Origin of the sequence: Vibrio sp. SCSIO 43133 (assembly GCF_023716845.1) — a bacterium.
In the GTDB taxonomy this organism is placed as follows: Bacteria; Pseudomonadota; Gammaproteobacteria; order Enterobacterales; family Vibrionaceae; genus Vibrio; species Vibrio mediterranei.
The window spans coordinates 268,327-291,087 of record NZ_CP068024.1 but is presented as its reverse complement, the minus strand read 5'-3'; the positions used below and the strand labels follow the sequence as shown (position 1 = coordinate 291,087).

Genomic DNA, 22,761 nt, shown 5'->3' with positions numbered 1-22,761 from the left:
TCGAAATCACAAATTTGCAGTCATTTTTTAAGCATTAGAATCCCGCTTTGTGGTAAGTGACTGATGCTGGCTAATAAAAAAACGATATTGTGGCTAGTTTAGCATCATGAAGGTAATTACAGCACCTGCCACAACAAGACAGCCGCCGATTCTTCTTAAATACTCATCAGGCTGCTGAGCTAATTGAGAAACCATGTTTCGCCAACCTCGCGGGGCAAATAAGGGCCCTAACCCTTCGACAACTAACACTAAACCCAAGGCAATCCATAACGACTGTGACATTGTTTTTCTCCCAAAAAATAGGGCTCCCTTGAGGAGCCCTATTACGGTATAGCTTAAGATTATTTAACTGGAGCGCCGTTCATATCGTTCATGTAACGGAAGAACTCACTCTTAGGATCAAGAACTAAGATATCGCTCTTGTCCGAGAATGACGTCTTATACGCCGATAGTGAACGTAGGAAGCTAAAGAACTCTGGGTCTTTGTTATACGCCGAAGAGTAGATAGCTGCTGCTTTTGCGTCTGCACCACCTCGAGTTACACGAGCTGTTTTGTCTGCTTCAGCCAATAGTGTTGCCACTTCTAGCTCAGCTTGAGCACGAATAACTTCTGCTTTCTCACGACCTTGAGAACGGTGCTTACGAGCTACTGACTCACGCTCAGCACGCATACGACGATAAATCGATTCACTGATTTCATCAGGAAGGTTGATTTTCTTCATACGGAAGTCAACAACACGAACACCTAAATCTTTCATCGCGCTTTCACGGGTGTCGCGAAGCACGTTGCTCATGATCTTATCGCGTTCGCCATCAATCTCTAGAGCTTGCTTAGCCGCTTCAGTGGTGACTTCTTCACTGTCTGCACTTTCAGGAAGTACATCGTTGTTACGAGGACCAGACACAATCTGTTTGATCTCACGAGCACCGATTTCAGAACGAAGCACATCGGTAACCTTACGTTCTAAAAGCGCTTGCGCAGTAAGAGCATTACCGCCACCCGTTGCCAGATAGTATTGACGGAAATCTTCAATCTTCCACTTAACATAAGTGTTGATGATGACGTCTTTTTTCTCTGACGTTACGAAACGGTCACCGCGGCCATCCATTGTCTGGATACGTGCGTCCAATGTTTTCACTCGATCGAACAGTGGCATTTTGAAATGCAAACCAGGTTCGTAGATGCGAGATACTTGGTTGTCATCGGTAAGAACACGACCAAATCGAATTACGATGCCACGCTCACCTTCAGGGATGACGAACAAAGACATCAGCATCAATGCTAAGGCAACGACTAATACTGGTATCATCAATTTACGCATTATTAGTATCTCCCTTGACGCGTCGAGTTATTGCGAGACGTATTGTTGCTTGAAGAAGTATCGCTGGACGACGGATCCAATTGAATCTGTTCATAAGCCGATGTTTCCTTTGGCTTACGTGACTTAGATGTACCTTCTTGACCTGCTAGCTTATCGATAGGCAAGTACAACAGGTTACCACTTGATTCAGAGTCAATAAGAACCTTAGATGTATTTGAGTACACTTCTTCCATCGTATCTAGGTACAGACGGTTACGAGTAACCTCAGGCGCCGCTTGATATTCTGGGAGTAGTTTTTCAAACTGAGCAACTTGACCTAGCGCTTCGTTGGTTATTCTCTCGGAATAACCTTGAGCTTCTTTCTTCAAACGCTCAGAACGACCTGTCGCTTTAGGAATAATCTCGTTTTTGTACGCTTCTGCTTCTCGAATGAAACGCTCTTCATCCTCTCGAGCAGCGATCGCATCATCAAATGCATCTTTAACTTGCTCTGGTGGACGAGCTGACTGGAAGTTGACGTCAACGATGGACAGACCCATATCGTAGTTATCAATGATCTCATTCAGCGTTTCTTGAGTGCTTTGACGAATCTGTTGACGACCACTGGTCAGGATACTATCCATCAGTGAATCACCGATTACTGCACGTAGAGCCGAGTCAGTTGCTTGGCTTAAGCTGTCATCAGCGTTAGTGACAACAAACAGATACTTGTATGGATCAGAGACGCGGTACTGTACGTCCATTGAAACTGAAACTACGTTTTCGTCTTTTGTCAGCATGGTACCTGATGCACGAAGCGAGCGAATTGCTTGCACGTTAACAGGTTGGTATTCGTCGATAAAGCGAGGACGCCAGTTCAGACCTGGGTCGACGATTCGATCGAATTTACCGAGACGGAGAACGACACCTCGCTCACCTTCACTAATGGTATAGAAGCCAGAAAAGAACCAAATAGCGACTGCGATTAATGCAATGACGCCAAAGCCTATTGCACTACCACCACCGCCAATTGATGGGCCACCATTACCACCACGTTTACCAAACTTACCACCGATTTTCTGACTCAGCTTATTAAAGACTTCATCTAAATCAGGCGGTCCTTGATCACGACCACCGGAGTTCCGGTCACCACGATTGTTATTACCCCATGGGTCTTTATCGCGGCCGTTGTTTCCATTGTTATTACCAGGCTCATTCCACGCCATTAGGAAGCTCCATCATTTAGTATGACGTTATACTGTAGCAGTCCTTTAAGTAACTATAAAGTCACTCAAAACTGCCCCTTCTCTTTTTTCAAGTCTAGACCAATCTACTTGTTGCATCCGAATATCAATCAACAAGTTACCTTCTTCGTCGTATTCTTCACGTTGAATACAATTCATCTGGAAAAATGTACTACGAAATCGCCCTTGAAACTGCGGCGGAATTCGCAATTGATATTGAACCATTTGGCTCGCTAAGCGCTCTGTTAGCGCTTCGAACAACAGTTCGATTCCTTGCCCTTCCATGGCAGAAACCCAAACGGCTCTCGGAATTCCTTCGTCATTACGTTCTATACGTGGACGTTGGCCATCTAGATTATCTATTTTATTCATCACAACGAGAGAAGGCACTTCATGTGCATCTATCTCTTCTAGCACGTCATGAACAGCTTGAATATTCTCACGAAATCGGTCATCACTGGCATCGACAACATGTAACAAAATGTCAGCTTCCTGCGTTTCTTGCAGTGTTGCCTTAAATGCCGCGACTAAATCATGCGGTAGATGACGGATAAATCCTACCGTATCCGCAAGGATAGCCGGACCGACGTCCGCTAATTGTATTTTTCTTAAAGTGGGGTCGAGTGTTGCGAATAACTGGTCAGCAGCATACACCCCTGCTTCAGTAATACGGTTAAACAGTGTTGATTTGCCCGCGTTGGTATAACCTACTAGGGAAATCGTTGGGATTTCAGCTCTGTTTCGGGCTCGTCTGCCTTGTTCACGCTGTTTTGCGACTTTTTCTAGACGACGCAAAATCGCTTTAATTCGATCACGCAGAAGTCGACGGTCGGTCTCTAACTGAGTTTCGCCGGGACCACGTAAACCAATACCACCTTTTTGCCTTTCAAGGTGCGTCCAACCTCGAATCAATCGAGTCGATATATGACGCAACTGTGCTAGTTCAACTTGCAACTTACCTTCGTGGGTACGTGCTCGCTGAGCAAAAATGTCGAGGATCAGACCAGTGCGATCCAAGACTCGACATTTACACAGACTTTCTAAATTACGCTCTTGGGCAGGAGAAAGGGCGTGATTAAAAATCACAATGTCAGCACCAGTTAACTGCACAGTCTGCGCAATCTCCTGAGCTTTACCTTCTCCAACATAGTATTTCGGGTGAGGGGACTGCCGGCTTCCGGTTACTACCTGTAACGCATTAACGCCTGCAGAAGATACAAGCATCTCAAATTCGCTAAGATCTTCCCACTCACCTTCTTGCGTGAAGTTGATATGAACAAGTACAGCTTGCTCCCCCGATTCATAACGGTCAAACAAGCTACCAACTCCTATTTAATTGTTTTGTTTTATTAAATTCGGTATTAATCGTCAGATTTCTCTTGTTGACGATCACCAGCTGGACGCTCACCACTATGATGGCTAACCGCACGAGCTGGAACAACCGTAGAAATCGCATGCTTATAAACCATTTGATTAACGGTGTTTTTCAAAAGGATCACAAACTGATCGAAAGACTCAATTTGACCTTGTAGCTTGATCCCGTTTACAAGGTAGATTGATACTGGAATACGCTCGCGACGTAGTGCATTTAGGAATGGGTCTTGAAGAGATTGCCCCTTAGCCATTTTTATTTTCCTTATATTAATATTGTAGTTTTAATTATTTAGCTATTGGTGCACTGCAATGTTAGGTGCTGCCTTTGCATCTGAGCTAAACCAATGAAATACCCCTTAGTTTTATAATCATAGAACAACTATTGCCTTTGAAAACAAAACTCAGTTCCTTTTTGGGTACAAATACGCAAAAGCGACCACATTATACACAGTTAATGCCATCAGATGCTATGGCATCTGTGAGAGTTTTCATTGAATCCTCAACATGTTCGCTGTCTAACCAAACCAAATCATCCCAACTCCTTAACCAGGTGATTTGACGCTTGGCCAATTGGCGAGTCGCACAGATCCCGCGAAAGATCGCGTCATCTAAAGTGCTCTCTCCGTCCAAATATTCCCACATCTGACGATATCCGACACAACGAATAGACGGCAGATCTGGGTGAAGATCTTCACGAGCATATAACGCTTTGACTTCATCTTCAAAGCCTGCTTGTATCATTTTCTCAAAGCGCAATTCAATTCGTTTATGTAACAAAGCACGATCTTTGGGCGCTACCGCAAATTGTTTAACACGAAATGGTAGAGGCTCGCCTTTGGTTTCAGTCAATTCTGTCAATGACTTACCAGAGATACGATACACTTCAAGCGCACGTGATAGTCGCTGAGGATCATTTGGATGTATCCTCTCTGCTGAGACAGGATCTATCGCTCGAAGTTCATTATGAAGTGCTTGCCACCCTTTTTCTGTGGCTTCTTGCTCGATCTGTTTGCGGATTTCCGGGTTCGCTGCAGGTAACGGCGATAGGCCTTGTAATAGTGCTTTAAAGTACAGCATTGTGCCACCAACCAGCAGCGGGATCTTACCTTCAGCGTGAATTTTGGCAATTTCGTTCAAAGCATCGCGTCTAAAATCCGCCGCAGAATACGCCTCTGCTGGATCCAAAATATCGATTAAGCGATGTGGCGCTAGTGCAAGCTCATCGGCATCTGGCTTTGCGGTACCAATATCCATGCCCTTGTATATTAAGGCTGAATCAACACTGATGATCTCCACAGGGTATTGCTGACGAAGACGAATGGCTAAGTCGGTCTTACCGGATGCGGTTGGACCCATTAAAAACAAAACGAGTGGTAATTTTTGATTCATGATGAAAATGCTGCAATTGTGGCCGTAAAATCGACAGGTCGAACAAATTTAGGGTCGCTTAACGGTAGCTGACCTTCGTAGAGCTGTTCAAGGTTGCCAAGCAACTGAACGGATTCAGATAAAGTGTAGCTACTTTTCACTTGCAGCACTTTTTTCGCTAACCAAAGGCTTAACTGACTGGTGGTTTGATCATGCTGCTCAAGGGTTGCCAAGTATGACAGCATTTCATCAATTAACAATTGCAAATTTTGCTGCCTTAATGGTGAAGGTACCCCCATCACCATTGCAGTTTGTTTATTGCGTACCTTAATATCGATTCCAAAGTTCAACATAAGCTGCTCATGAGTCTCAACCGCCTTTAATTGCCCTTCATTGACTTTCAATGAGAGTGGCACCAACAGTGGCTGCATGGTCAACGCACTTGTTTTTGGGCTCAATTGAGCGAACAGTTTGTAAAACTCAGCCCGGCGCAAAGACACCACCGCGCAAATGGGCTCCGCCTTCACCAGCACATAACATTGTTCGACAATGGCAATGGCCTTACCAATTCGCTCAATATTCACGTCTATCTGGTTTGGCTTTTGCATTTCAGGTTCAGGCAACTGATGGACGTTAGTTTCAATATCGGGCGTTTGCATCAACTCCTGATAGACTCGAACTTCGTCGGCCGTTGGCGCTTTTTCTATGACACGAGCCGAACTCTTATTGCTAGAAGTCTTCGCACCACTCTCAGATACCCAGTCGCTGCGAGGAGAATGCTCTGCAATTTCATGACCTACCGAAGTACTTTGCACAGCATACTCTGATTGACTATCGCGTCTTTGATAATCCGCTCTACCAGGATAAGCAGGTATGCTTTCCACAGCGCTCAGCGTAGCATCGTCGACATCAATTCTCGATGTTTGCTCCGGCTCTCGGTGTTCGGTGACTTTTGTTTCATTTTGACTGTTAGCCGATGTGCTAAAAGCTGCTGGAGAAACTGGCTGAGCGTCAATAGACTTAGCCTGAACCAAAGCATCACTCAGAGCTTGGTATATAAAGTCGTGAACCAGACGAGCTTGATGAAAGCGAACTTCATGTTTTGCAGGATGCACATTCACATCCACTTGATGAGGGTCGATATCAATAAACAAGATATAAGCAGCAAACTGCTCTGGGGCTAGACTGTTTTCGTAGCTTTGACGAATCGCATGATTGATGAGTTTGTCTTTCATCATACGACCATTCACATAGCAATATTGCAGATCACTTTGAGCTCTGGCACCTTCCGGGGTGGTAATCCAGCCATGTAATTTCAAATCATTATGCTGCAACTCAATCTTAAGCATATTGCGCACAAATGGCGCTCCACACACGGCTGCTATTCGCTTCTCTGTTTGCGCATCGGTCTTTGCAGCACGGTACTGCCTTACTAACTTACCGTTGTGCTTCAGGTTGATCGAGACGTCAAAACGGCTCAAGGCGATCCGTTTTAATAACTCATCAATATGAGTGAATTCCGTTTTCTCAGTACGTAAAAACTTGCGTCTTGCTGGTGTGTTGAAAAATAGGTCAAGGACTTCAAGTGTAGTACCAATGGGGTGTGCAGCAGGTTTAAGCTTCACTGCCATGTCACGCCCTTCGGCATATGCACTCCAAGCTTGTTCTTGCGTGGCTGGACGAGAGGTCAGTGTCAATCGAGCCACAGAGCTTATACTTGCTAATGCTTCACCGCGAAAGCCTAGGCTCATAATGGCTTCAAGATCATCCAAGGTATGAATCTTCGACGTCGCGTGACGACTAAGTGCCAGTTGCAACTCATCTTTAGCAATCCCTTTGCCGTTATCACGAACGCGGATAAGTTTGGCACCACCTTTTTCGATATCAATATCGATACGAGTCGCACCAGAATCAAGACTATTTTCGACTAACTCCTTTACTACCGAAGCTGGTCGTTCCACCACTTCACCCGCGGCAATTTGGTTAGCCAGTCGAGCGGGGAGTATCTTAATCGTCACTTATCTTCTCCAAAATGAGCTACATCATTCTTGTTTACTTATTAGGTATCAACAAGACTTGGCCTACAGCCAATGAGTCTGAACGTAGCTTGTTCGCATCTCGTATACTTTGAACGGTCACACCATACTTAGATGCGATCTTGCCTAAGAACTCCCCTCGCTGCACTTTGTGCTTACGAAGAGGTAGGTCTTTTAAACTGACTGTGATTTTGAGTTTCTGCCCCAGTTTCAATACATCAGATTTGAGGTTGTTCTCACGTTTAATATCCGCAACGGAGACTTTGTATTTGTTGGCAATCTTACCCAAGTAGTCACCTTTGGCCACAGTATGGGTTACCGTTTTAGTTTCAACCGTATTTACCTTGCTGCTGACCTTCACTGGTGCGCTGCTCCCAGGAATCACCAAAGTTTGTCCTACCGCCAGCGAAGTACTCTTCAGGTTATTGGCACTCTTAATAGCCGAGACCGACGTCCCATAATTTTGAGCAATCACAGATAAGGATTCACCACGCTTCACGGTATGTTTTTTCTGCTGGCCGCGATTGGCAAACAAAGTCCCTTCCGGCGGATTCGCTTCAAAATACTGGACGATCGCTTTGGCTAAGGCACGCGCCAATTTATCTTGGTGACTACGAGTCGTCAGCAAGCGCTCTTCTGTTGGGTTGGAAATAAAGCCAGTTTCAACCAGAACCGAAGGAATATCCGGTGATTTCAACACCGCTAGGCTCGCATTAACAGGCTCTTTCTTATGAAGATGCGCAACTTTACCCATCTCTTTTAAAATCTTAGTTGCGACTTTGTAGCCCTCTTTTTGAGAGTGACTAAATTGCAAATCTAAGAGCGTTTGACTGACATTTCTATCGTTGGTGTTCTTCGATAACACCTCACCAGCACCGCCCAATAATTCAGATTGCTGCTCGTGATTCTCTACCCAGCGCGCAATCTCGGTGTTCGCTCGTCTAGTATTCAGGACAAACACTGACGCACCACGAGGTTGTGGCGTTCTAAACGCATCGGCGTGAATTGAAACCAATAAGTGTGCTTTATTCTTACGTGCAATCTCAGAACGTTTATTAAGATTGACAAAATAGTCACCACGGCGAGTCAATACTGCCTTCATGCCCGGAATAGCATCGATCTGTGCAGCCAGTTTTTTCGACACGCTCAAGGTCACGTGTTTTTCGTATTTCTTAGTTGGTCCAATCGAACCCGGATCTTCACCACCATGGCCAGCATCAATTGCAACGATAATATCTGCTGTGCCTCTCAACTGAGAAGCATCACGACTTACTGCCGTTTTACTGCTTAGTACCGTTGCTTTAGGTTGGTTACTCGCTTTACCGTGAGGCAAGTCGATAACCAGACGATGTCCGTACTGCCCCCCCGGTGTTGGATTCAGTTTAAATATTTGCGGCGTTGAAGACTTCTTTAACTCGAACACCAAACGATAGGTCCCTTTGCTAGGGGGTGAGCTTTTACGAATTTTGCTCAGCACCGGGCTATCGGTTACGTTCATTGGTAACTTGGTGTTTAAGGTTGTGTTTTTAAGATCCACTACAATTCGGCTTGGGCCCGATAGTGAGAAATAACTGTAGTCCGCTTCAGACTTAAGGTCGATAACAACACGCGTTTCGTCTGGTGACGGCCAAACGCGGAGACCCTCTAACGCATTGGCTAAAGTAACGGTAGGAAACATCAACAAGATTGGCAGCATGACTTTAACCATGCTGCTAAGAAAACGACTGATCAATTTAACTCCAACTGACTTATTAATTCTCTTCCATAATCGCTATTTGCGGTGAAGGCAATCTCTCTTGCCTCGCCAACATACTTAATCTCGATATCAATATCGGCATCAGGTAAGACACCAATTCCTTTTTCAGGCCACTCCACTAAACAGATGGCATCATCCGAGAAGTAATCACGAATACCCATGAACTCAAGTTCTTCAGGATCCGCTAAGCGATATAGGTCGAAGTGATATACGTTCCAACCATCAAGCTGATAGGGCTCTACCAAGGTATAAGTCGGGCTTTTTACATTACCCCTATGTCCGAGACTCTGAATAAAGCCACGACTGAATGTGGTCTTCCCAGCGCCAAGATCACCATGCAAATAAATCGTTGTCTGTTTTGAACAGAGATTGGCCAGTTTAGTTCCAATTAAAATCGTTGCGGATTCATCTGCTAAGGTAAATTTTTTAGTGCTCATCACATTTTTCTCTGAGTGGTGCCTTTGAGAGTCGAAATAGTAAACTGTGTCGCTTTTCGTAGACAAGTGATCTTATGTAAGTAATCAGAAAATTTACCATTATTTTATCGTTATCCCTACTGTGCATACACAAAATAGTCGATGAAAGTTTGTTCTAAAGTAGATTAAGGACTTTTTGGTGCTCATACTTGGGTTAGTATTGGTTTTGAGTATAGAATACGCGTCCTTTTCTATTTGAGTAATCATGATGGACTTAAACAAGCTTGCCAGTGACATCAAACAATGGGGACAAGAGCTCGGTTTTCAAAAGGTCGGTATTAGTGATATCGATTTGCAAGACCAAGAAACTGTTCTCAAAAACTGGTTGGCCGCTGGATATCATGGTGATATGGCTTGGATGGAAACACACCAAGATTTAAGAATTCACCCAGATAAGCTACATCCAAATACCTGTCGAATTATCAGTGTCAGAATGGATTACCTTCCGGAAGACGCGAATTTTGCATCCAATTTAGAAGATAAGCACTCGGGTTATATCAGTCGGTATGCTCTTGGACGTGATTACCACAAACTGATTCGTAATCTACTCAAAAAACTAGGTCAAAAAATAGAACAAGAAGTCTCAGAGCTTGGTTATCGTCCATTTGTCGATTCAGCCCCCGTTTTAGAACGCCCTCTAGCAGAAAAAGCCGGATTAGGGTGGATAGGCAAACACTCATTATTACTGGATAAAGAAGCTGGCTCTTGGTTCTTTTTAGGTGAACTATTTATCGACTTGCCTCTTCCTACGGATAACCCGGTAAATAACGAGTGTGGAAAGTGTCGAGCGTGCGTAACATCCTGCCCTACTGGTGCGATTTTGGAAAACGGCGTTATTGATGCTCGCCGCTGTATTTCCTACCTCACCATCGAATACAAAGGGGTCATTCCACTAGAATTTCGCGAAGCGATGGGAAACCGAATCTATGGGTGCGATGACTGCCAACTGGTTTGTCCTTGGAATCGTTATGCAGAGCTCAGCCAACGACAAGACTTTCAAAGACGCAATAGTTTTGCCGATACCAATCTCGACATTTTGCTTTCCTGGGATGAAGCCACTTTCCTTAAAAATATGGAAGGCTCAGCCATTCGAAGAATCGGTCACGAGCAATGGCAACGAAATATCATCATCGCGATGGGGAATGCGCCTTTCTCTCAAACTTATATCGAGCAGCTAGAACAGATAGAGGGACAATCCGACCTTCTAGATCCACACATCGAATGGGCCTTGCAGAAACAGCTCGGGCAGCTACCTGTGAATCTAGATACCAGCCTTCATACTAAAAACCAACGTCTCATCCGTATCGTAAAAAAAGGGTTACCCCGAGACGCATAGCCATCAATGGTTGTAGAAAAATCAAATTAATTTTCTTGACTAATATCTCAAATCTACATTTGTGGAAAAACTACATTTTCATTAGCGGTTAGTCGTTGAGAAATCAGGTTAAACACAGTTTCAATATATGACTAGGATCAAAAAAACGTCACTTGCTGATCATTTTGCTGTCAAGAAAAAAACAACAGAACGCCACTTATTTTATTTAATTTCAATCACTTAGTAACAAATATCAATCTTTAGTATTACCAATGTCGGTGTAAAGATCCTTCAAGCCCCCTACCTTAAGGACCTTCAAATACAATTTATCAACCAAGTTATCCACAAAATAAAAATGTGGATAAGTCTGTTAATTTAACTGTGACAGAATCGCAACAAAGGCAGACGCCTAGTGCTGTTCAGGTGTGTAGAAATTAGATACACAGTTCAGTGCATTGCGTTACTTATGAGTAATGCAATAACTGAATGACTTAATTTTTGGGAGTGATGCTTCTCAGCATTAGGAAAGAGCATGCGGTGAAGGGACGAAGTTTCTCAACTTTGCTATCTCTTAACGAGATGACCGCTTTTGGTGTCCATTATGAGGAAGAAATTGGAGCGACACACGAGGTTCGAACTCGTGACCTCAACCTTGGCAAGGTTGCGCTCTACCAACTGAGCTAGTGTCGCATTATTATCGCTAATTAAATAACGATTATTTCTTTCACTCTAGGAAAATGGAGCGACACACGAGGTTCGAACTCGTGACCTCAACCTTGGCAAGGTTGCGCTCTACCAACTGAGCTAGTGTCGCATATCAACAGCAAGCGCTATTGACTAAATTTGGTTGCGGGGGCCGGATTTGAACCGACGACCTTCGGGTTATGAGCCCGACGAGCTACCAAGCTGCTCCACCCCGCGTCCGTATTGTGTCACCGTTAAGTACCGTGAGAACTTTCAAACTGGAGCGACACACGAGGTTCGAACTCGTGACCTCAACCTTGGCAAGGTTGCGCTCTACCAACTGAGCTAGTGTCGCATATCAACAGCAAGCGCTATTGACTAAATTTGGTTGCGGGGGCCGGATTTGAACCAACGACCTTCGGGTTATGAGCCCGACGAGCTACCAAGCTGCTCCACCCCGCGTCCGTATTGTGTCACCGTTAAGTACCGTGAGAACTTTCAAACTGGAGCGACACACGAGGTTCGAACTCGTGACCTCAACCTTGGCAAGGTTGCGCTCTACCAACTGAGCTAGTGTCGCATATCAACAGCAAACGCTATTGATTAAATTTGGTTGCGGGGGCCGGATTTGAACCGACGACCTTCGGGTTATGAGCCCGACGAGCTACCAAGCTGCTCCACCCCGCGTCCGTATTGTATCACCGTTAAGTACCGTGAGAACTTTCAAACTGGAGCGACACACGAGGTTCGAACTCGTGACCTCAACCTTGGCAAGGTTGCGCTCTACCAACTGAGCTAGTGTCGCATATCAACAGCAAACGCTATTGATTAAATTTGGTTGCGGGGGCCGGATTTGAACCGACGACCTTCGGGTTATGAGCCCGACGAGCTACCAAGCTGCTCCACCCCGCGTCCGTATTGTGTCACCGTTAAGTACCGTGAGAACTTTCAAACTGGAGCGACACACGAGGTTCGAACTCGTGACCTCAACCTTGGCAAGGTTGCGCTCTACCAACTGAGCTAGTGTCGCATTGAACGTCTTTCGTCGTTCAGGGCTGCGAATTATAAGAGCATTTTTTTGTGATGCAAGTCCTTATCAGCAAAAAAACCAACTTTTTTTTCGTTTGATGAAAAAGCACACAAAAATACGTTATTTTTCCGCCAGCTACAGCCCTAAACTTATCTTTTTAACAAATATTCGAAGATCAGATAGTAAAAATAGTCTCACGATAATATTTGAGTTCAGCAATAGACTCACGAATGTCATCCAACGCTAGATGGGTTCCTTGTTTAGAAAAACCATCAAGGACTTCCGGTTTCCAACGACGAGTCAATTCTTTTAACGTACTGACATCCACGTATCGGTAATGGAAATACTCTTCAAGTTCCGGCATATGTTTGTAGAGAAAACGTCGGTCTTGACCAATACTATTGCCACAAATCGGTGATTTTCCTTTTGGTACCCATTGCTCTAAAAACGTGATGGTTTGTTTAATGGCTTCCGCTTCATCATACTCACTGTCTTTAACGCGAGCCACCAGCCCACTTGCAGTATGGGTATTAGTGCACCAATCATCCATTTTGGCCAACTCTTCATCCGATTGGTGAATGGCGATTACTGGGCCTTCAGCAAGAATGTTTAACTCGCTGTCCGTCACTATACTGGCGATTTCGATAATTTTGTGTTGCTCAGGATCCAGTCCTGTCATCTCCAAATCAACCCAGATCAAGTTGTCATCACTGAAAGACATAATGCCCTCGTCTATTTGTTTTCTGCTAAAAGAGGTACTATACCGAAATTAAATTCAGTAACCCAAATGGTTTGATGCAAATTGCATCATTGAAATATCGTGGCGAAAAAGAAAAAACTAACCAAAGGTCAGGTGCGTCGTGTACGCAGCAACCAAAAGAAAAAACTGGCAAAGGAAGAAACGGTCCAGTGGGATGAAACCATGCTTGGTGCAGTCAAGCAGGGGCTTGTTATCACGCGTTTTGGGCAACATGCCGACATTGAAGATCTCGAAACTAAAGAAATTCACCGCTGTAACTTAAGGCGCGGCATTGAATCTTTGGTGTCTGGCGATCGCGTTAAATGGCGAGTTGGCCTTGAATCTATGCATGGTATTTCTGGCGTTGTAGAAGCTGTAGAGCCACGAACCTCAATGCTAACTAGACCTGACTACTACGACGGTCTCAAACCCGTAGCAGCAAACGTTGACCAAATGGTGATCGTCTCTGCTGTAGTGCCAGAGTTGTCTTTAAACATCATTGATCGCTATTTGATTGCCTCTGAAACATTAGAAATCGCGCCACTTGTGGTTCTAAATAAAATAGACCTACTTCCAGAGCAAGATCGCGAGACGTTTTACCAACTTTTAGATGTCTACAAGAACATCGGTTACAAAGTACTGTTGGTCAGTAAGGAAAGTGGCGAAGGCATCGAAGAGCTCGAGGCCCACCTAAAAGACAAGATCAATATTTTTGTTGGTCAATCTGGTGTCGGCAAATCAAGCTTGGTTAACGCCCTGATGCCAGAACTCGATGTAGAGGAAGGTGAAGTTTCCACTAACTCTGGTTTAGGCCAACACACCACGACAGCAGCAAGATTGTACCATTTCCCATCAGGCGGCGATCTTATCGACTCTCCAGGGGTACGTGAGTTTGGCTTGTGGCACTTGGAACCAAATGAAGTCACCGAAGCATTTGTTGAGTTCAAGCCCTATCTAGGTGGTTGTAAGTTTAGGGACTGTAAACACCTCGATGATCCTGGTTGCATTCTTCGTGAAGCGGTAGAAGAAGGTAAAATCGACCAAGTACGCTTTGATAACTACCATCGAATTATCGATAGCATGAGCGAAGGCAAAGCGAACCGACAATATTCAAGAAACAAAAAAGCCGATTTGTGATAACCCTAGAACATGGGCGAGATTAACACTCTGACCGTGTATCATTCACAAATTGCTGACATTTAGGGCGAATTACATTAGTATCTCGCGCCCTGAATTAATAACACTCAATTAATGTTGGAATAGTAAACAATGGATAAGATTAAAGTTGGACTGCAATACTGGATACCTCAGCACGGCTTGACCCGTTTGGTAGGTAAACTGGCATCAGCAAAAGCAGGCGGTCTAACAACAGCGATCATTCGTTGGTTTATCAAGCAATATAACGTCAATATGGACGAAGCTTTGCACGCAGATCCGGCTCACTTTAAAACCTTCAATGAGTTTTTTGTGCGTGAGCTGAAACCAGGAATGCGTCCAATTGCTGAAGGTGAAACGGTGATTTCCCATCCTGCAGACGCATGCGTGAGCCAATTTGGGCCAATCACAGATGGTAAGCTCATCCAAGCGAAGAACCACGACTATACCGCGCAGGAGCTACTTGGTGGCAATGCTGATTTAGCGGCTGAATTTGCTGAAGGCGAATTTGCGACTCTCTATCTATCGCCTAGAGACTACCATCGAGTGCACATGCCATGCGATGGCACCTTGCGTCAGATGATTTATGTTCCAGGCGATCTGTTCTCTGTAAACCCATTGACAGCCGAAAATGTACCAAACCTATTCGCCCGAAATGAGCGCGTTGTGTGTATTTTCGATACTGAGTTTGGGCCAATGGCTCAAGTACTGGTTGGGGCAACAATCGTGGGCAGTATTGAGCTTATCTGGGCTGGCACAGTAACACCACCTCGCGGTAATACTGTTTACACCTGGGACTACCCTGCAGAAGGTGATAAGTCAGTCGTACTGAAGAAAGGCGAAGAAATGGGTCGCTTCAAACTGGGCTCAACGGTCATCAACTTATTTGCTAAAGACAGCATTCGCTTTGATGACAGCATGCAGAATAACGCGCCAACAGTTATGGGCACCCCATACGCTCATCAGCAAAACCAAACGGAAAGTGTGTTACAAGACGACGAATAACAAACTTAAACGGTGCCTAGGCACCGTTTTTTGTTTAGATGATATAACGATACTTCACTTTAAAATCCCGTGATAAATAGCCATTCAGATTTTGACGCAAAGCAAAACACCTTACGAATCTTCCCTCTACTTTTCAAAACTTTAATACCAGTCTAAGACCCCAAGTAGAATATCTTTTAACCTAGGTGCAGTTTAAATATCCACCATGGTGACCGCCCCTATGCCGAAGATACATACTGGGACACTCATTAAGCTATTCATCTGCTTTTTAGTGCCGTTAGGCGTCCTGATGATGCCTATTGATTGGATTCCGATTGATGACCTCACGCTGATTCAGCACCGATTATTAGCCATCTTTTTACTTGCCGCTTTGCTATGGGTACTCGAGCCAGTACCAGTCTTTGCCACCTCAATTTTGATCATTGCGCTTGAGTTGATCATGATTTCTGACAAAGGACTTCACTTATTCCGCACGCCACCAGCAGGTCATGAACTTGGTGAACTGATGGCTTACACCGATATTTTCAGTGCTTTCTCATCCCCTATTATTATTCTGTTTATGGGCGGCTTCGCGCTTGCGATCGCCGCTTCAAAATACGAACTTGATAACAACCTAGCTCGCGTACTGCTTAAACCTTTTGGACAGCAGCCTAAGTTCATTATGCTAGGGTTAATGTTGATTACGGCTGTGTTCTCAATGTTCATGTCTAATACCGCAACAACAGTCATGATGTTAGCCCTTCTTGGTCCTATCGTAGCCTCAGCACCCAAAGGTGACTTGGGTATCAAAGCTTTAGTACTTTGTATTCCGATAGCCGCCAACACCGGGGGGATTGCCACTCCGATCGGAACACCACCAAACGCTATCGCGCTGCAATATCTTACTGGTGAAAACACGATTGATTTCTTGCAATGGATGATGATGGGACTACCGTTTGTCATCGTTCAGCTCACATTAGCTTGGTTCCTACTGCAGAAACTGTTTCCATCTTCTGAAGACAAAATGGTGCTCAAACTGGAAGGCGCTTTCCAGAGAAACTGGCGGGCTATGGTTGTCTATGTCACCTTTGCCACAACGATACTACTATGGATGACCACCAAGCTTCATGGCATGAATACCTATGTAGTTTCTATCATTCCACTTGCTGTATTTACGCTAACAGGCATCATGGGTAAAGATGAACTGAAGCTCATTAACTGGGACGTACTTTGGTTAGTCGCTGGTGGTATCGCCATTGGGATTGGTTTGGATAAAACCGGACTGGCCGCAGCATTAGCGCATGCCATTGATTACGAGTCCCTCTCTCCATTTGCAGTCGTGATTACGCTGTCGATTGTCTGTTGGTTAATGGCTAACTTTATGTCCAATACCGCAACCGCAAACCTGTTAATGCCTATCGCGGCGGCAATCGGTGCATCAATGGAAAGCTTAGCCAGCATTGGCGGTTTACAAGGGTTGCTCGTGGTGGTCGCATTCTCAGCATCCCTCGGTATGATTTTGCCAGTGTCCACACCACCAAACTCCTTGGCGTACTCAACCGGGCTTATAGAAAGTAAAGACATGGCAAAAACCGGTCTTATCATTGGTGTAATCGGCCTGCTCATAGTCTATGCAGCAACGCTCATCCTCACCTGATCATAGGTGAATGAAATCCTCTTGCTTACAAGTAAGAGGATTTCATTGCAGTTTTCACCGTGCCATAGTAAAACCTAATGAATTAACAGGGATAATACACGTTAGGGATAACAATGGGATTTGAATGGCTGGCGTTGATCGCCGCTTTTTTATGGGCGGTATCTAGCATTATTTCCGTCACCCCGGCCAAGCATCTAGGATCCTTTTCCTATAGTCGCTGGCGCATGGGTTGTACCGCAATCATACTCTCCACGATGGCTGCCATTACTGGTGGCTGGTCAAGCGTAGAAGCCAGTCATATTACACCGATGATGCTCTCTGGGCTTATTGGTATCTTTATAGGCGATACCGCCCTGTTCGCCTGCCTAAACCGTATGGGACCGAGACAAGCAGGGCTACTATTTTCCTGCCACGCCGTGTTCTCGGCGGTATTAGGTTACTTCTTATTTGCAGAAACCATGACATCGTTAGAGTTGGTCGGCTCCGCTTTAGTTTTCTCCGGGGTTGCTACGGCTATTTTCTTTGGGCGACGTGGGAAGAGTAACCATAAAGCCAGCGAACTCGAAACCATCAAAGGTAATGTGTGGTTTGGTGTAGGACTTGGTATCACCGCAGCCTTGTGTCAGGCTCTTGGTGGAATTATTGCCAAGCCCGTGATGCAAACTTCAGTGGACCCTGTCGCGGCCTCAGCCATACGTATGATCACCGCTTTTATCGCTCATAGCTTGTTTCTATTTACCGGGGCTCGACACGCTAAGAGCATTAACCCTATTACTTGGTCGATATTTGGTATTACGGCACTTAACGGTTTCTTAGCGATGGCGGTAGGCATGACGCTGATTCTGTTTGCATTGCAAACCGGAAATGTGGGGATGGTCGCTTTGCTTTCTTCGACCACGCCGATTATGGTGCTGCCACTACTTTGGTTGTACACCAAGCAGCGCCCCAATAAATATGCTTGGTTAGGTGCCCTATTAGCTGTCGCGGGCACCAGCATATTGGTCAGTTAAGCGCGCGGGAACGGAAACGCAACCACTTCATCAATATGTTTTGCACCAAGTGCTAACATAATGAGGCGGTCAATACCTAAAGCAACGCCGGCACATGCAGGAAGGCCTGACTTTAGTGCATCTATTAAATGGTAATCAATTGGCTGCTGAGGAAGTCCCATTTGCTGACGCTTACGATTATCCTCTTCAAAGCGAGCTAATTGTTCGTTTGGGTTGTCTAGCTCATGAAAACCATTCGCTAGCTCTATGCCCTTAAAATAGACTTCAAATCTATCAGCAACACGCTCATCGTTTGGATTAACCTTAGCCAGAGCAGCTTGTGAGGCAGGAAAGTCATACACGAACGCAGGAACGTCTTGGCCGATCTTGGTTTCTACTCCCATGCTAAAAAGCAATTGCAACAGCGTATCTCGATCTTGTTCTTTATCCGCAATATCACTTAGCCCTAAGCTTCCAGCCGCCGTTCGGAGTTCTGGCATACTCGCTACTAGCGGACACACTCCTAAGTGGGTCATAAACGCCTGTTGATATGTCATTCGCTCAGCGCCATCACACGCCAACACCATCCTTAACAGTTCATCCATTTCATCCATTAACTGGTGGTGGTCAAAGCCTTCGCGATACCACTCAAGCATGGTGAACTCAGGGTTGTGGTAGCGACCGCTTTCTTCATTGCGGAATGCTTTATTGATTTGATAAATAGAGCCACTGCCTGCCGCCAACAAACGCTTCATATGAAACTCAGGACTAGTCATAAAATACAGCTTACGACCATCCGCATAACCCGGCCCAACAAACTCCGTTTGGAACGTATGTAAATGGATATCTGTCACGGTCGCATGACTCATAGCAGGCGTATCCACTTCCATTACATTCCTTGATAGGAAAAAGTCTCGTATTGAATGGATTATTTGCGCTCTTTTTTTCAGCAAAGCCACAGATGCTGTGGGCTGCCACTCATTGCAAATCATAATTAAACTCATTAGCTCTGTTTATTGATAATTATACGATTGTGGAGATTTCTACTCAATAACGCGTGATTTTAATCACACATCATATAAATACTATGCTTCTCTTTGCATTTCCGGAGCAAAAACCTAACTCAATCAATTTTTTTGCCATACAGCTTATCTAATATAAAACCTTACTCTATAAAAGCTTACTTAAGCATTTAATTATAACTCGCGAGCTAACTCGCTCTCACACACTGGAGGATAACTGTGAAAACAATTACCACAGATATCGCAGTCATCGGCGCAGGCGGCGCCGGTCTTCGTACTGCCATTGCAGCAGCAGAAGCAAACCCAGAAATGGAAGTTGCTCTGATTTCTAAAGTCTACCCAATGCGTTCACATACTGTGGCCGCGGAAGGTGGTTCTGCAGCTGTAATCAAGGATGAAGATAGCCTAGATAACCACTTCAACGATACTGTTGGTGGTGGTGACTGGCTTTGTGAACAGGATGTTGTCGAATATTTCGTAGAAAATGCCACACGTGAAATGATCCAAATGGAACAATGGGGTTGCCCATGGAGCCGTAAGGAAAATGGCGAAGTTAACGTTCGTCGTTTCGGTGGTATGAAAGTTGAACGTACATGGTTTGCCGCTGATAAGACCGGCTTCCATATGCTACACACTCTGTTCCAGACTTCGATGAAGTATGAGCAAATCAAACGATTTGACGAATACTTTGTGGTTGACCTACTTGTCGTTGAAGGCGAGGTTCAAGGTCTGATTGCTATTCATATGTCTGAAGGTGAACTGGTTACCATTAAAGCCAAGTCTGTTGTGCTTGCAACAGGTGGCGCTGGCCGCGTTTATCACTGTAATACCAATGGCGGTATCGTAACAGGTGACGGCATGGCGATGGCCTATCGTCATGGTGTACCACTACGTGACATGGAGTTTGTTCAATATCACCCAACAGGTCTTCCTGGTACAGGTATCCTGATGACAGAGGGCTGTCGTGGTGAAGGTGGTATCATCGTTAACAAGAATGGTTACCGCTACCTACAAGATTACGGCATGGGTCCTGAGACGCCAGTTGGCCAGCCGAAGAACAAATATATGGAACTGGGTCCTCGTGACAAAGTTTCACAAGCATTCTGGCACGAACAGCAAAAAGGCAACACGATCAAGCATCCACTTGGTGATGTTGTACATCTCGATCTTCGCCACCTTGGTGAAGAGTATCTACAGGAGCGTCTACCGTTTATCTGTGAGCTTGCAAAAGCTTATGTGAACGTTGACCCAGCGAAAGAGCCAATTCCAATCCGTCCTACCGTTCACTACACCATGGGTGGTATTGAAACCAATGGTCAATGTGAAACACGTATTCAAGGCCTATTTGCTGTGGGCGAATGTGCTTCTGTTGGTCTGCACGGTGCTAACCGCCTAGGCTCTAACTCTCTAGCTGAATTCGTGGTATTTGGCCGTGTTGCAGGTGAACAAGCTGTAGAGCGTGCCAAAGCGTTTAAAGGCTGGGATGACGCTGCTATCGCACAACAAGTTGAAGCTGTTGAAGCTCGTATTGCTGCACTAATGAACCAAGAAGGCGATGAAAACTGGGCTGAAATCCGTACTGAAATGGGTCACACCATGGAAGCGGGTTGCGGTATTTACCGTCAAGAAGATCTAATGCAAGCCACGCTTGATAAGATTGCTGAGCTCAAACAGCGTTATAAGAAAATCAGCATCAAAGACAAAGGTAAGGTGTTCAACACTGACCTTCTTTACGCCATTGAAGTGGGTTATGGGCTTGAAGTTGCAGAAGCTATGGTTCACTCCGCTATCCTGCGTAAAGAGTCACGTGGCGCACACCAACGTTTAGATGATGGTTGTACTGAGCGTGATGATGTGAACTTCCTTAAGCACTCTCTGGCGTTCTTCCAAGAGGATAACGCGCCAAGCATCGATTACAGCGATGTGAAGATCACTAAGTCTCAACCTAAAGCGCGCTTATACGGTGAAGCAGCAGAAAAAGCTGCCGCGGCAGAAGCGAAAGCATCTCAAGATAACAGTGCGGAGGAGCAAGCATAATGTCAGCTAATCGTATTCAGAAAGTTGAGATCCTGCGTTATGACCCAGAAAAGGACTCAGAACCTTACTTCCAAACCTTTGAAGTTCCGTTTGATGAGACCATGTCTGTACTTGATGCGATTGGTTACATCAAAGATCACCTAGATAAAGATCTGTCTTACCGCTGGTCTTGCCGTATGGCGATTTGTGGTTCGTGCGGCATCATGGTGAACGGAGTGCCTAAGTTAGCTTGTAAAAGCTTCCTTCGTGACCATCAAAATGGCCTGAAGATTGAGCCTTTAGCTAACTTCCCTATCGAGAAAGACCTGATTGTCGATATGACGCCGTTCATCGAGCGCCTTGAAGCTATCAAGCCATACATCATCGGTAATGATCGCAAACCAGAAGATGGCACCAACATCCAAACACCTGAGCAAATGGCGAAGTACAAGCAGTTTGCTGGCTGCATTAACTGCGGCCTCTGCTACGCGGCCTGCCCTCAGTTTGGTCTAAACCCAGAGTTCATCGGTCCAGCAGCACTGACACTTGCTCATCGCTATAACCTTGACAGCCGTGACAATGGTGCCGCAGAGCGTATGAAGATGATCAACGGCGAAAACGGTGCTTGGGGCTGTACGTTTGTGGGCTACTGCTCTGAAGTCTGTCCGAAGAACGTTGACCCAGCAGCAGCGGTTAACCAAGGTAAAGTGGAGTCTTCTAAAGACTTCGTCATTGCAATGCTAAAACCACAGGAGGCGTAGAATGAGTAACAGAAAACCTTATGTTCGTGAAATCAAACGCACGTGGTGGAAAAACCATCCATTCTATCGCTTCTATATGTTGCGTGAAGCGACGGTACTGCCTCTTATTCTATTCACTATCTTCCTGACTTTTGGTTTGGGTGCATTAGTGAAAGGCCCTGAAGCGTGGCAAGGTTGGCTGGAGTTTATGGCAAACCCTATCGTCATCGCGATTAACATCGTGGCACTCGCAGGCAGTCTATTCCATGCTCAAACTTTCTTTAGCATGATGCCGCAAGTTATGCCGATCAAGCTGAAAGGCAAACTGGTCGAAAAGAAAACCATCGTTCTTACTCAGTGGGCAGCGGTAGCCGCTATCTCACTAGTCGTTCTCATCATTGTATAAGGAGTGAATCGTGATTAATCAAAACCCAAAACGCTCTGACGAACCAGTATGGTGGGGACTATTTGGTGCAGGTGGTACTTGGTTTGCCATGATTACACCAGTAACGGTACTTGTGCTTGGTATTCTAGTGCCAATGGGCATTATTAGCCCAGAAGCGATGAGTTATGAACGTGTCGCAGATTTTGCTACAAGCATCATTGGTGCCCTATTCATCATAGCCACATTAGCGCTTCCAATGTGGCATGCGATGCACCGCCTGCATCACGGTATGCACGATCTGAAAATCCACGCGGGCGTAGCAGGTAAAATCGCTTGCTACTTCTTTGCAGGCTTAATCAGCGCACTGTCTGTTATCTTCATCTTTATGATCTAAGCAACAGACACAAACCTCAAAGGCAGCGATATCGCTGCCTTTTTTATTGCCAGTTTTTTTGTGACTCAGCATTTAAGAAGACAAATGCTTACACGC

Annotated in this window: 20 protein-coding genes and 10 tRNA genes; 9 read left to right on the top strand and 21 right to left on the bottom strand. The window is 45.2% G+C overall.

Features of this window, described 5'->3' with window-relative positions; genetic code table 11:
* Positions 1-93 precede the first annotated feature (93 nt).
* The 9 genes from JKJ11_RS01465 to tsaE all read right to left on the bottom strand — a co-directional run bounded on the left by JKJ11_RS01465 (position 94) and on the right by tsaE (position 9,516).
* Positions 94-282 carry a DUF2065 domain-containing protein gene (locus JKJ11_RS01465; protein ID WP_031493408.1) on the bottom strand — a complete coding sequence of 63 codons (189 nt, stop codon included), beginning with the start codon at positions 280-282 and terminating at the stop codon, positions 94-96.
* 59 nt (positions 283-341) lie between these two features.
* Positions 342-1,322, bottom strand: coding sequence for a protease modulator HflC (gene hflC / locus JKJ11_RS01460; protein WP_006075245.1), 981 nt, complete (start codon positions 1,320-1,322; stop codon positions 342-344).
* Positions 1,323-1,324: 2 nt separating this feature from the next.
* Positions 1,325-2,527, bottom strand: a complete 1,203-nt coding sequence (gene hflK / locus JKJ11_RS01455) for an FtsH protease activity modulator HflK (RefSeq protein WP_031493407.1) — start codon at positions 2,525-2,527, stop codon at positions 1,325-1,327.
* 45 nt (positions 2,528-2,572) lie between these two features.
* Positions 2,573-3,862 carry a ribosome rescue GTPase HflX gene (gene hflX / locus JKJ11_RS01450; protein ID WP_006075247.1) on the bottom strand — a complete coding sequence of 430 codons (1,290 nt, stop codon included), beginning with the start codon at positions 3,860-3,862 and terminating at the stop codon, positions 2,573-2,575.
* Between the two features lie 44 nt (positions 3,863-3,906).
* Positions 3,907-4,170 (bottom strand): RNA chaperone Hfq, encoded by a 264-nt coding sequence (gene hfq / locus JKJ11_RS01445; RefSeq protein ID WP_006075248.1) that lies wholly within the window; start codon positions 4,168-4,170, stop codon positions 3,907-3,909.
* A 190-nt stretch (positions 4,171-4,360) separates the two neighbouring features.
* Positions 4,361-5,308 (bottom strand): tRNA (adenosine(37)-N6)-dimethylallyltransferase MiaA, encoded by a 948-nt coding sequence (miaA, locus tag JKJ11_RS01440; RefSeq protein WP_006075249.1) that lies wholly within the window; start codon positions 5,306-5,308, stop codon positions 4,361-4,363.
* Positions 5,305-7,305, bottom strand: a complete 2,001-nt coding sequence (gene mutL / locus JKJ11_RS01435; RefSeq protein WP_252038665.1) for a DNA mismatch repair endonuclease MutL — start codon at positions 7,303-7,305, stop codon at positions 5,305-5,307. Before mutL ends, miaA begins: the two co-directional genes overlap by 4 nt.
* Positions 7,306-7,339: 34 nt before the next feature.
* Positions 7,340-9,031: a LysM peptidoglycan-binding domain-containing protein gene (locus tag JKJ11_RS01430; RefSeq protein WP_252039083.1), complete on the bottom strand. Its 1,692-nt coding sequence runs from the start codon at positions 9,029-9,031 to the stop codon at positions 7,340-7,342.
* A gap of 20 nt (positions 9,032-9,051) precedes the next feature.
* Complete coding sequence (tsaE, locus tag JKJ11_RS01425) at positions 9,052-9,516, bottom strand: tRNA (adenosine(37)-N6)-threonylcarbamoyltransferase complex ATPase subunit type 1 TsaE (RefSeq protein ID WP_006075252.1); 465 nt, start codon at positions 9,514-9,516, stop codon at positions 9,052-9,054.
* A gap of 247 nt (positions 9,517-9,763) precedes the next feature.
* Here tsaE and queG point away from each other — a divergent pair, with 247 nt between their 5' ends.
* Positions 9,764-10,891 carry a tRNA epoxyqueuosine(34) reductase QueG gene (queG, locus tag JKJ11_RS01420; protein ID WP_006075253.1) on the top strand — a complete coding sequence of 376 codons (1,128 nt, stop codon included), beginning with the start codon at positions 9,764-9,766 and terminating at the stop codon, positions 10,889-10,891.
* Positions 10,892-11,484: 593 nt separating this feature from the next.
* Here queG and JKJ11_RS01415 read toward each other — a convergent pair.
* The 11 genes from JKJ11_RS01415 to orn all read right to left on the bottom strand — a co-directional run bounded on the left by JKJ11_RS01415 (position 11,485) and on the right by orn (position 13,305).
* Positions 11,485-11,560, bottom strand: a tRNA-Gly gene (locus JKJ11_RS01415).
* Positions 11,561-11,608: 48 nt separating this feature from the next.
* A tRNA-Gly gene (locus tag JKJ11_RS01410) sits at positions 11,609-11,684 on the bottom strand.
* Between the two features lie 30 nt (positions 11,685-11,714).
* Positions 11,715-11,791: transfer RNA gene (locus tag JKJ11_RS01405), tRNA-Met, on the bottom strand.
* 42 nt (positions 11,792-11,833) lie between these two features.
* Positions 11,834-11,909, bottom strand: a tRNA-Gly gene (locus tag JKJ11_RS01400).
* Between the two features lie 30 nt (positions 11,910-11,939).
* Positions 11,940-12,016: transfer RNA gene (locus JKJ11_RS01395), tRNA-Met, on the bottom strand.
* Between the two features lie 42 nt (positions 12,017-12,058).
* Positions 12,059-12,134: transfer RNA gene (locus tag JKJ11_RS01390), tRNA-Gly, on the bottom strand.
* Positions 12,135-12,164: 30 nt separating this feature from the next.
* Positions 12,165-12,241: transfer RNA gene (locus JKJ11_RS01385), tRNA-Met, on the bottom strand.
* 42 nt (positions 12,242-12,283) lie between these two features.
* Positions 12,284-12,359, bottom strand: a tRNA-Gly gene (locus tag JKJ11_RS01380).
* 30 nt (positions 12,360-12,389) lie between these two features.
* Positions 12,390-12,466 (bottom strand) — tRNA-Met (locus tag JKJ11_RS01375).
* A gap of 42 nt (positions 12,467-12,508) precedes the next feature.
* Positions 12,509-12,584: transfer RNA gene (locus tag JKJ11_RS01370), tRNA-Gly, on the bottom strand.
* Positions 12,585-12,759: 175 nt separating this feature from the next.
* Positions 12,760-13,305 carry an oligoribonuclease gene (orn, locus tag JKJ11_RS01365; protein ID WP_006075671.1) on the bottom strand — a complete coding sequence of 182 codons (546 nt, stop codon included), beginning with the start codon at positions 13,303-13,305 and terminating at the stop codon, positions 12,760-12,762.
* A gap of 99 nt (positions 13,306-13,404) precedes the next feature.
* On the opposite strand from orn, the gene rsgA reads away from it, so the two are divergent.
* The 4 genes from rsgA (at position 13,405) to JKJ11_RS01345 (ending at position 18,129) form a co-directional block, all read left to right on the top strand.
* Positions 13,405-14,460 carry a small ribosomal subunit biogenesis GTPase RsgA gene (gene rsgA, locus JKJ11_RS01360; RefSeq protein WP_124940538.1) on the top strand — a complete coding sequence of 352 codons (1,056 nt, stop codon included), beginning with the start codon at positions 13,405-13,407 and terminating at the stop codon, positions 14,458-14,460.
* A gap of 132 nt (positions 14,461-14,592) precedes the next feature.
* Complete coding sequence (asd, locus tag JKJ11_RS01355) at positions 14,593-15,483, top strand: archaetidylserine decarboxylase (RefSeq protein WP_031494866.1); 891 nt, start codon at positions 14,593-14,595, stop codon at positions 15,481-15,483.
* A 220-nt stretch (positions 15,484-15,703) separates the two neighbouring features.
* A complete protein-coding gene (locus tag JKJ11_RS01350) occupies positions 15,704-17,119 on the top strand; it encodes an SLC13 family permease (protein WP_063604349.1) in 1,416 nt (471 codons plus the stop codon).
* A 113-nt stretch (positions 17,120-17,232) separates the two neighbouring features.
* Positions 17,233-18,129, top strand: coding sequence for a DMT family transporter (locus JKJ11_RS01345; protein WP_038223789.1), 897 nt, complete (start codon positions 17,233-17,235; stop codon positions 18,127-18,129).
* Here JKJ11_RS01345 and epmA read toward each other — a convergent pair.
* Positions 18,126-19,100: an elongation factor P--(R)-beta-lysine ligase gene (gene epmA, locus JKJ11_RS01340; RefSeq protein WP_275660706.1), complete on the bottom strand. Its 975-nt coding sequence runs from the start codon at positions 19,098-19,100 to the stop codon at positions 18,126-18,128. The genes JKJ11_RS01345 and epmA overlap by 4 nt on opposite strands.
* 249 nt (positions 19,101-19,349) lie before the next feature.
* Here epmA and frdA point away from each other — a divergent pair, with 249 nt between their 5' ends.
* Genes frdA through frdD form a run of 4 tightly spaced genes read left to right on the top strand, consistent with a single transcriptional unit; the run spans position 19,350 to position 22,665 of the window.
* On the top strand, positions 19,350-21,167 hold the full coding sequence (frdA, locus tag JKJ11_RS01335) for a fumarate reductase (quinol) flavoprotein subunit (protein WP_006075450.1): 1,818 nt from the start codon (positions 19,350-19,352) through the stop codon (positions 21,165-21,167).
* Entirely contained in the window at positions 21,167-21,907 is a 741-nt protein-coding gene (locus JKJ11_RS01330; protein WP_006075449.1) for a succinate dehydrogenase/fumarate reductase iron-sulfur subunit, read from the top strand. The genes frdA and JKJ11_RS01330 overlap by 1 nt, the downstream gene beginning before the upstream one ends.
* Position 21,908: 1 nt before the next feature.
* A complete protein-coding gene (gene frdC, locus JKJ11_RS01325; RefSeq protein ID WP_006075448.1) occupies positions 21,909-22,292 on the top strand; it encodes a fumarate reductase subunit FrdC in 384 nt (127 codons plus the stop codon).
* Positions 22,293-22,302: 10 nt separating this feature from the next.
* A complete protein-coding gene (frdD, locus tag JKJ11_RS01320; protein ID WP_006075447.1) occupies positions 22,303-22,665 on the top strand; it encodes a fumarate reductase subunit FrdD in 363 nt (120 codons plus the stop codon).
* Positions 22,666-22,761 lie beyond the last annotated feature (96 nt).

Excerpts from the sequence above, each read along its gene's own strand:
- JKJ11_RS01465 (WP_031493408.1), bottom strand. The coding sequence starts at position 282 with ATGTCACAGTCGTTATGGATTGCCTTGGGTTTAGTGTTAGTTGTCGAA.
- hflC (WP_006075245.1), bottom strand. The coding sequence starts at position 1,322 with ATGCGTAAATTGATGATACCAGTATTAGTCGTTGCCTTAGCATTGATG.
- hflK (WP_031493407.1), bottom strand. The coding sequence starts at position 2,527 with ATGGCGTGGAATGAGCCTGGTAATAACAATGGAAACAACGGCCGCGAT.
- hfq (WP_006075248.1), bottom strand. The coding sequence starts at position 4,170 with ATGGCTAAGGGGCAATCTCTTCAAGACCCATTCCTAAATGCACTACGT.
- miaA (WP_006075249.1), bottom strand. The coding sequence starts at position 5,308 with ATGAATCAAAAATTACCACTCGTTTTGTTTTTAATGGGTCCAACCGCA.
- JKJ11_RS01430 (WP_252039083.1), bottom strand. The coding sequence starts at position 9,031 with ATGGTTAAAGTCATGCTGCCAATCTTGTTGATGTTTCCTACCGTTACT.
- tsaE (WP_006075252.1), bottom strand. The coding sequence starts at position 9,516 with ATGAGCACTAAAAAATTTACCTTAGCAGATGAATCCGCAACGATTTTA.
- queG (WP_006075253.1), top strand. The coding sequence starts at position 9,764 with ATGGACTTAAACAAGCTTGCCAGTGACATCAAACAATGGGGACAAGAG.
- orn (WP_006075671.1), bottom strand. The coding sequence starts at position 13,305 with ATGTCTTTCAGTGATGACAACTTGATCTGGGTTGATTTGGAGATGACA.
- asd (WP_031494866.1), top strand. The coding sequence starts at position 14,593 with ATGGATAAGATTAAAGTTGGACTGCAATACTGGATACCTCAGCACGGC.
- JKJ11_RS01350 (WP_063604349.1), top strand. The coding sequence starts at position 15,704 with ATGCCGAAGATACATACTGGGACACTCATTAAGCTATTCATCTGCTTT.
- JKJ11_RS01345 (WP_038223789.1), top strand. The coding sequence starts at position 17,233 with ATGGGATTTGAATGGCTGGCGTTGATCGCCGCTTTTTTATGGGCGGTA.
- epmA (WP_275660706.1), bottom strand. The coding sequence starts at position 19,100 with ATGATTTGCAATGAGTGGCAGCCCACAGCATCTGTGGCTTTGCTGAAA.
- JKJ11_RS01330 (WP_006075449.1), top strand. The coding sequence starts at position 21,167 with ATGTCAGCTAATCGTATTCAGAAAGTTGAGATCCTGCGTTATGACCCA.
- frdC (WP_006075448.1), top strand. The coding sequence starts at position 21,909 with ATGAGTAACAGAAAACCTTATGTTCGTGAAATCAAACGCACGTGGTGG.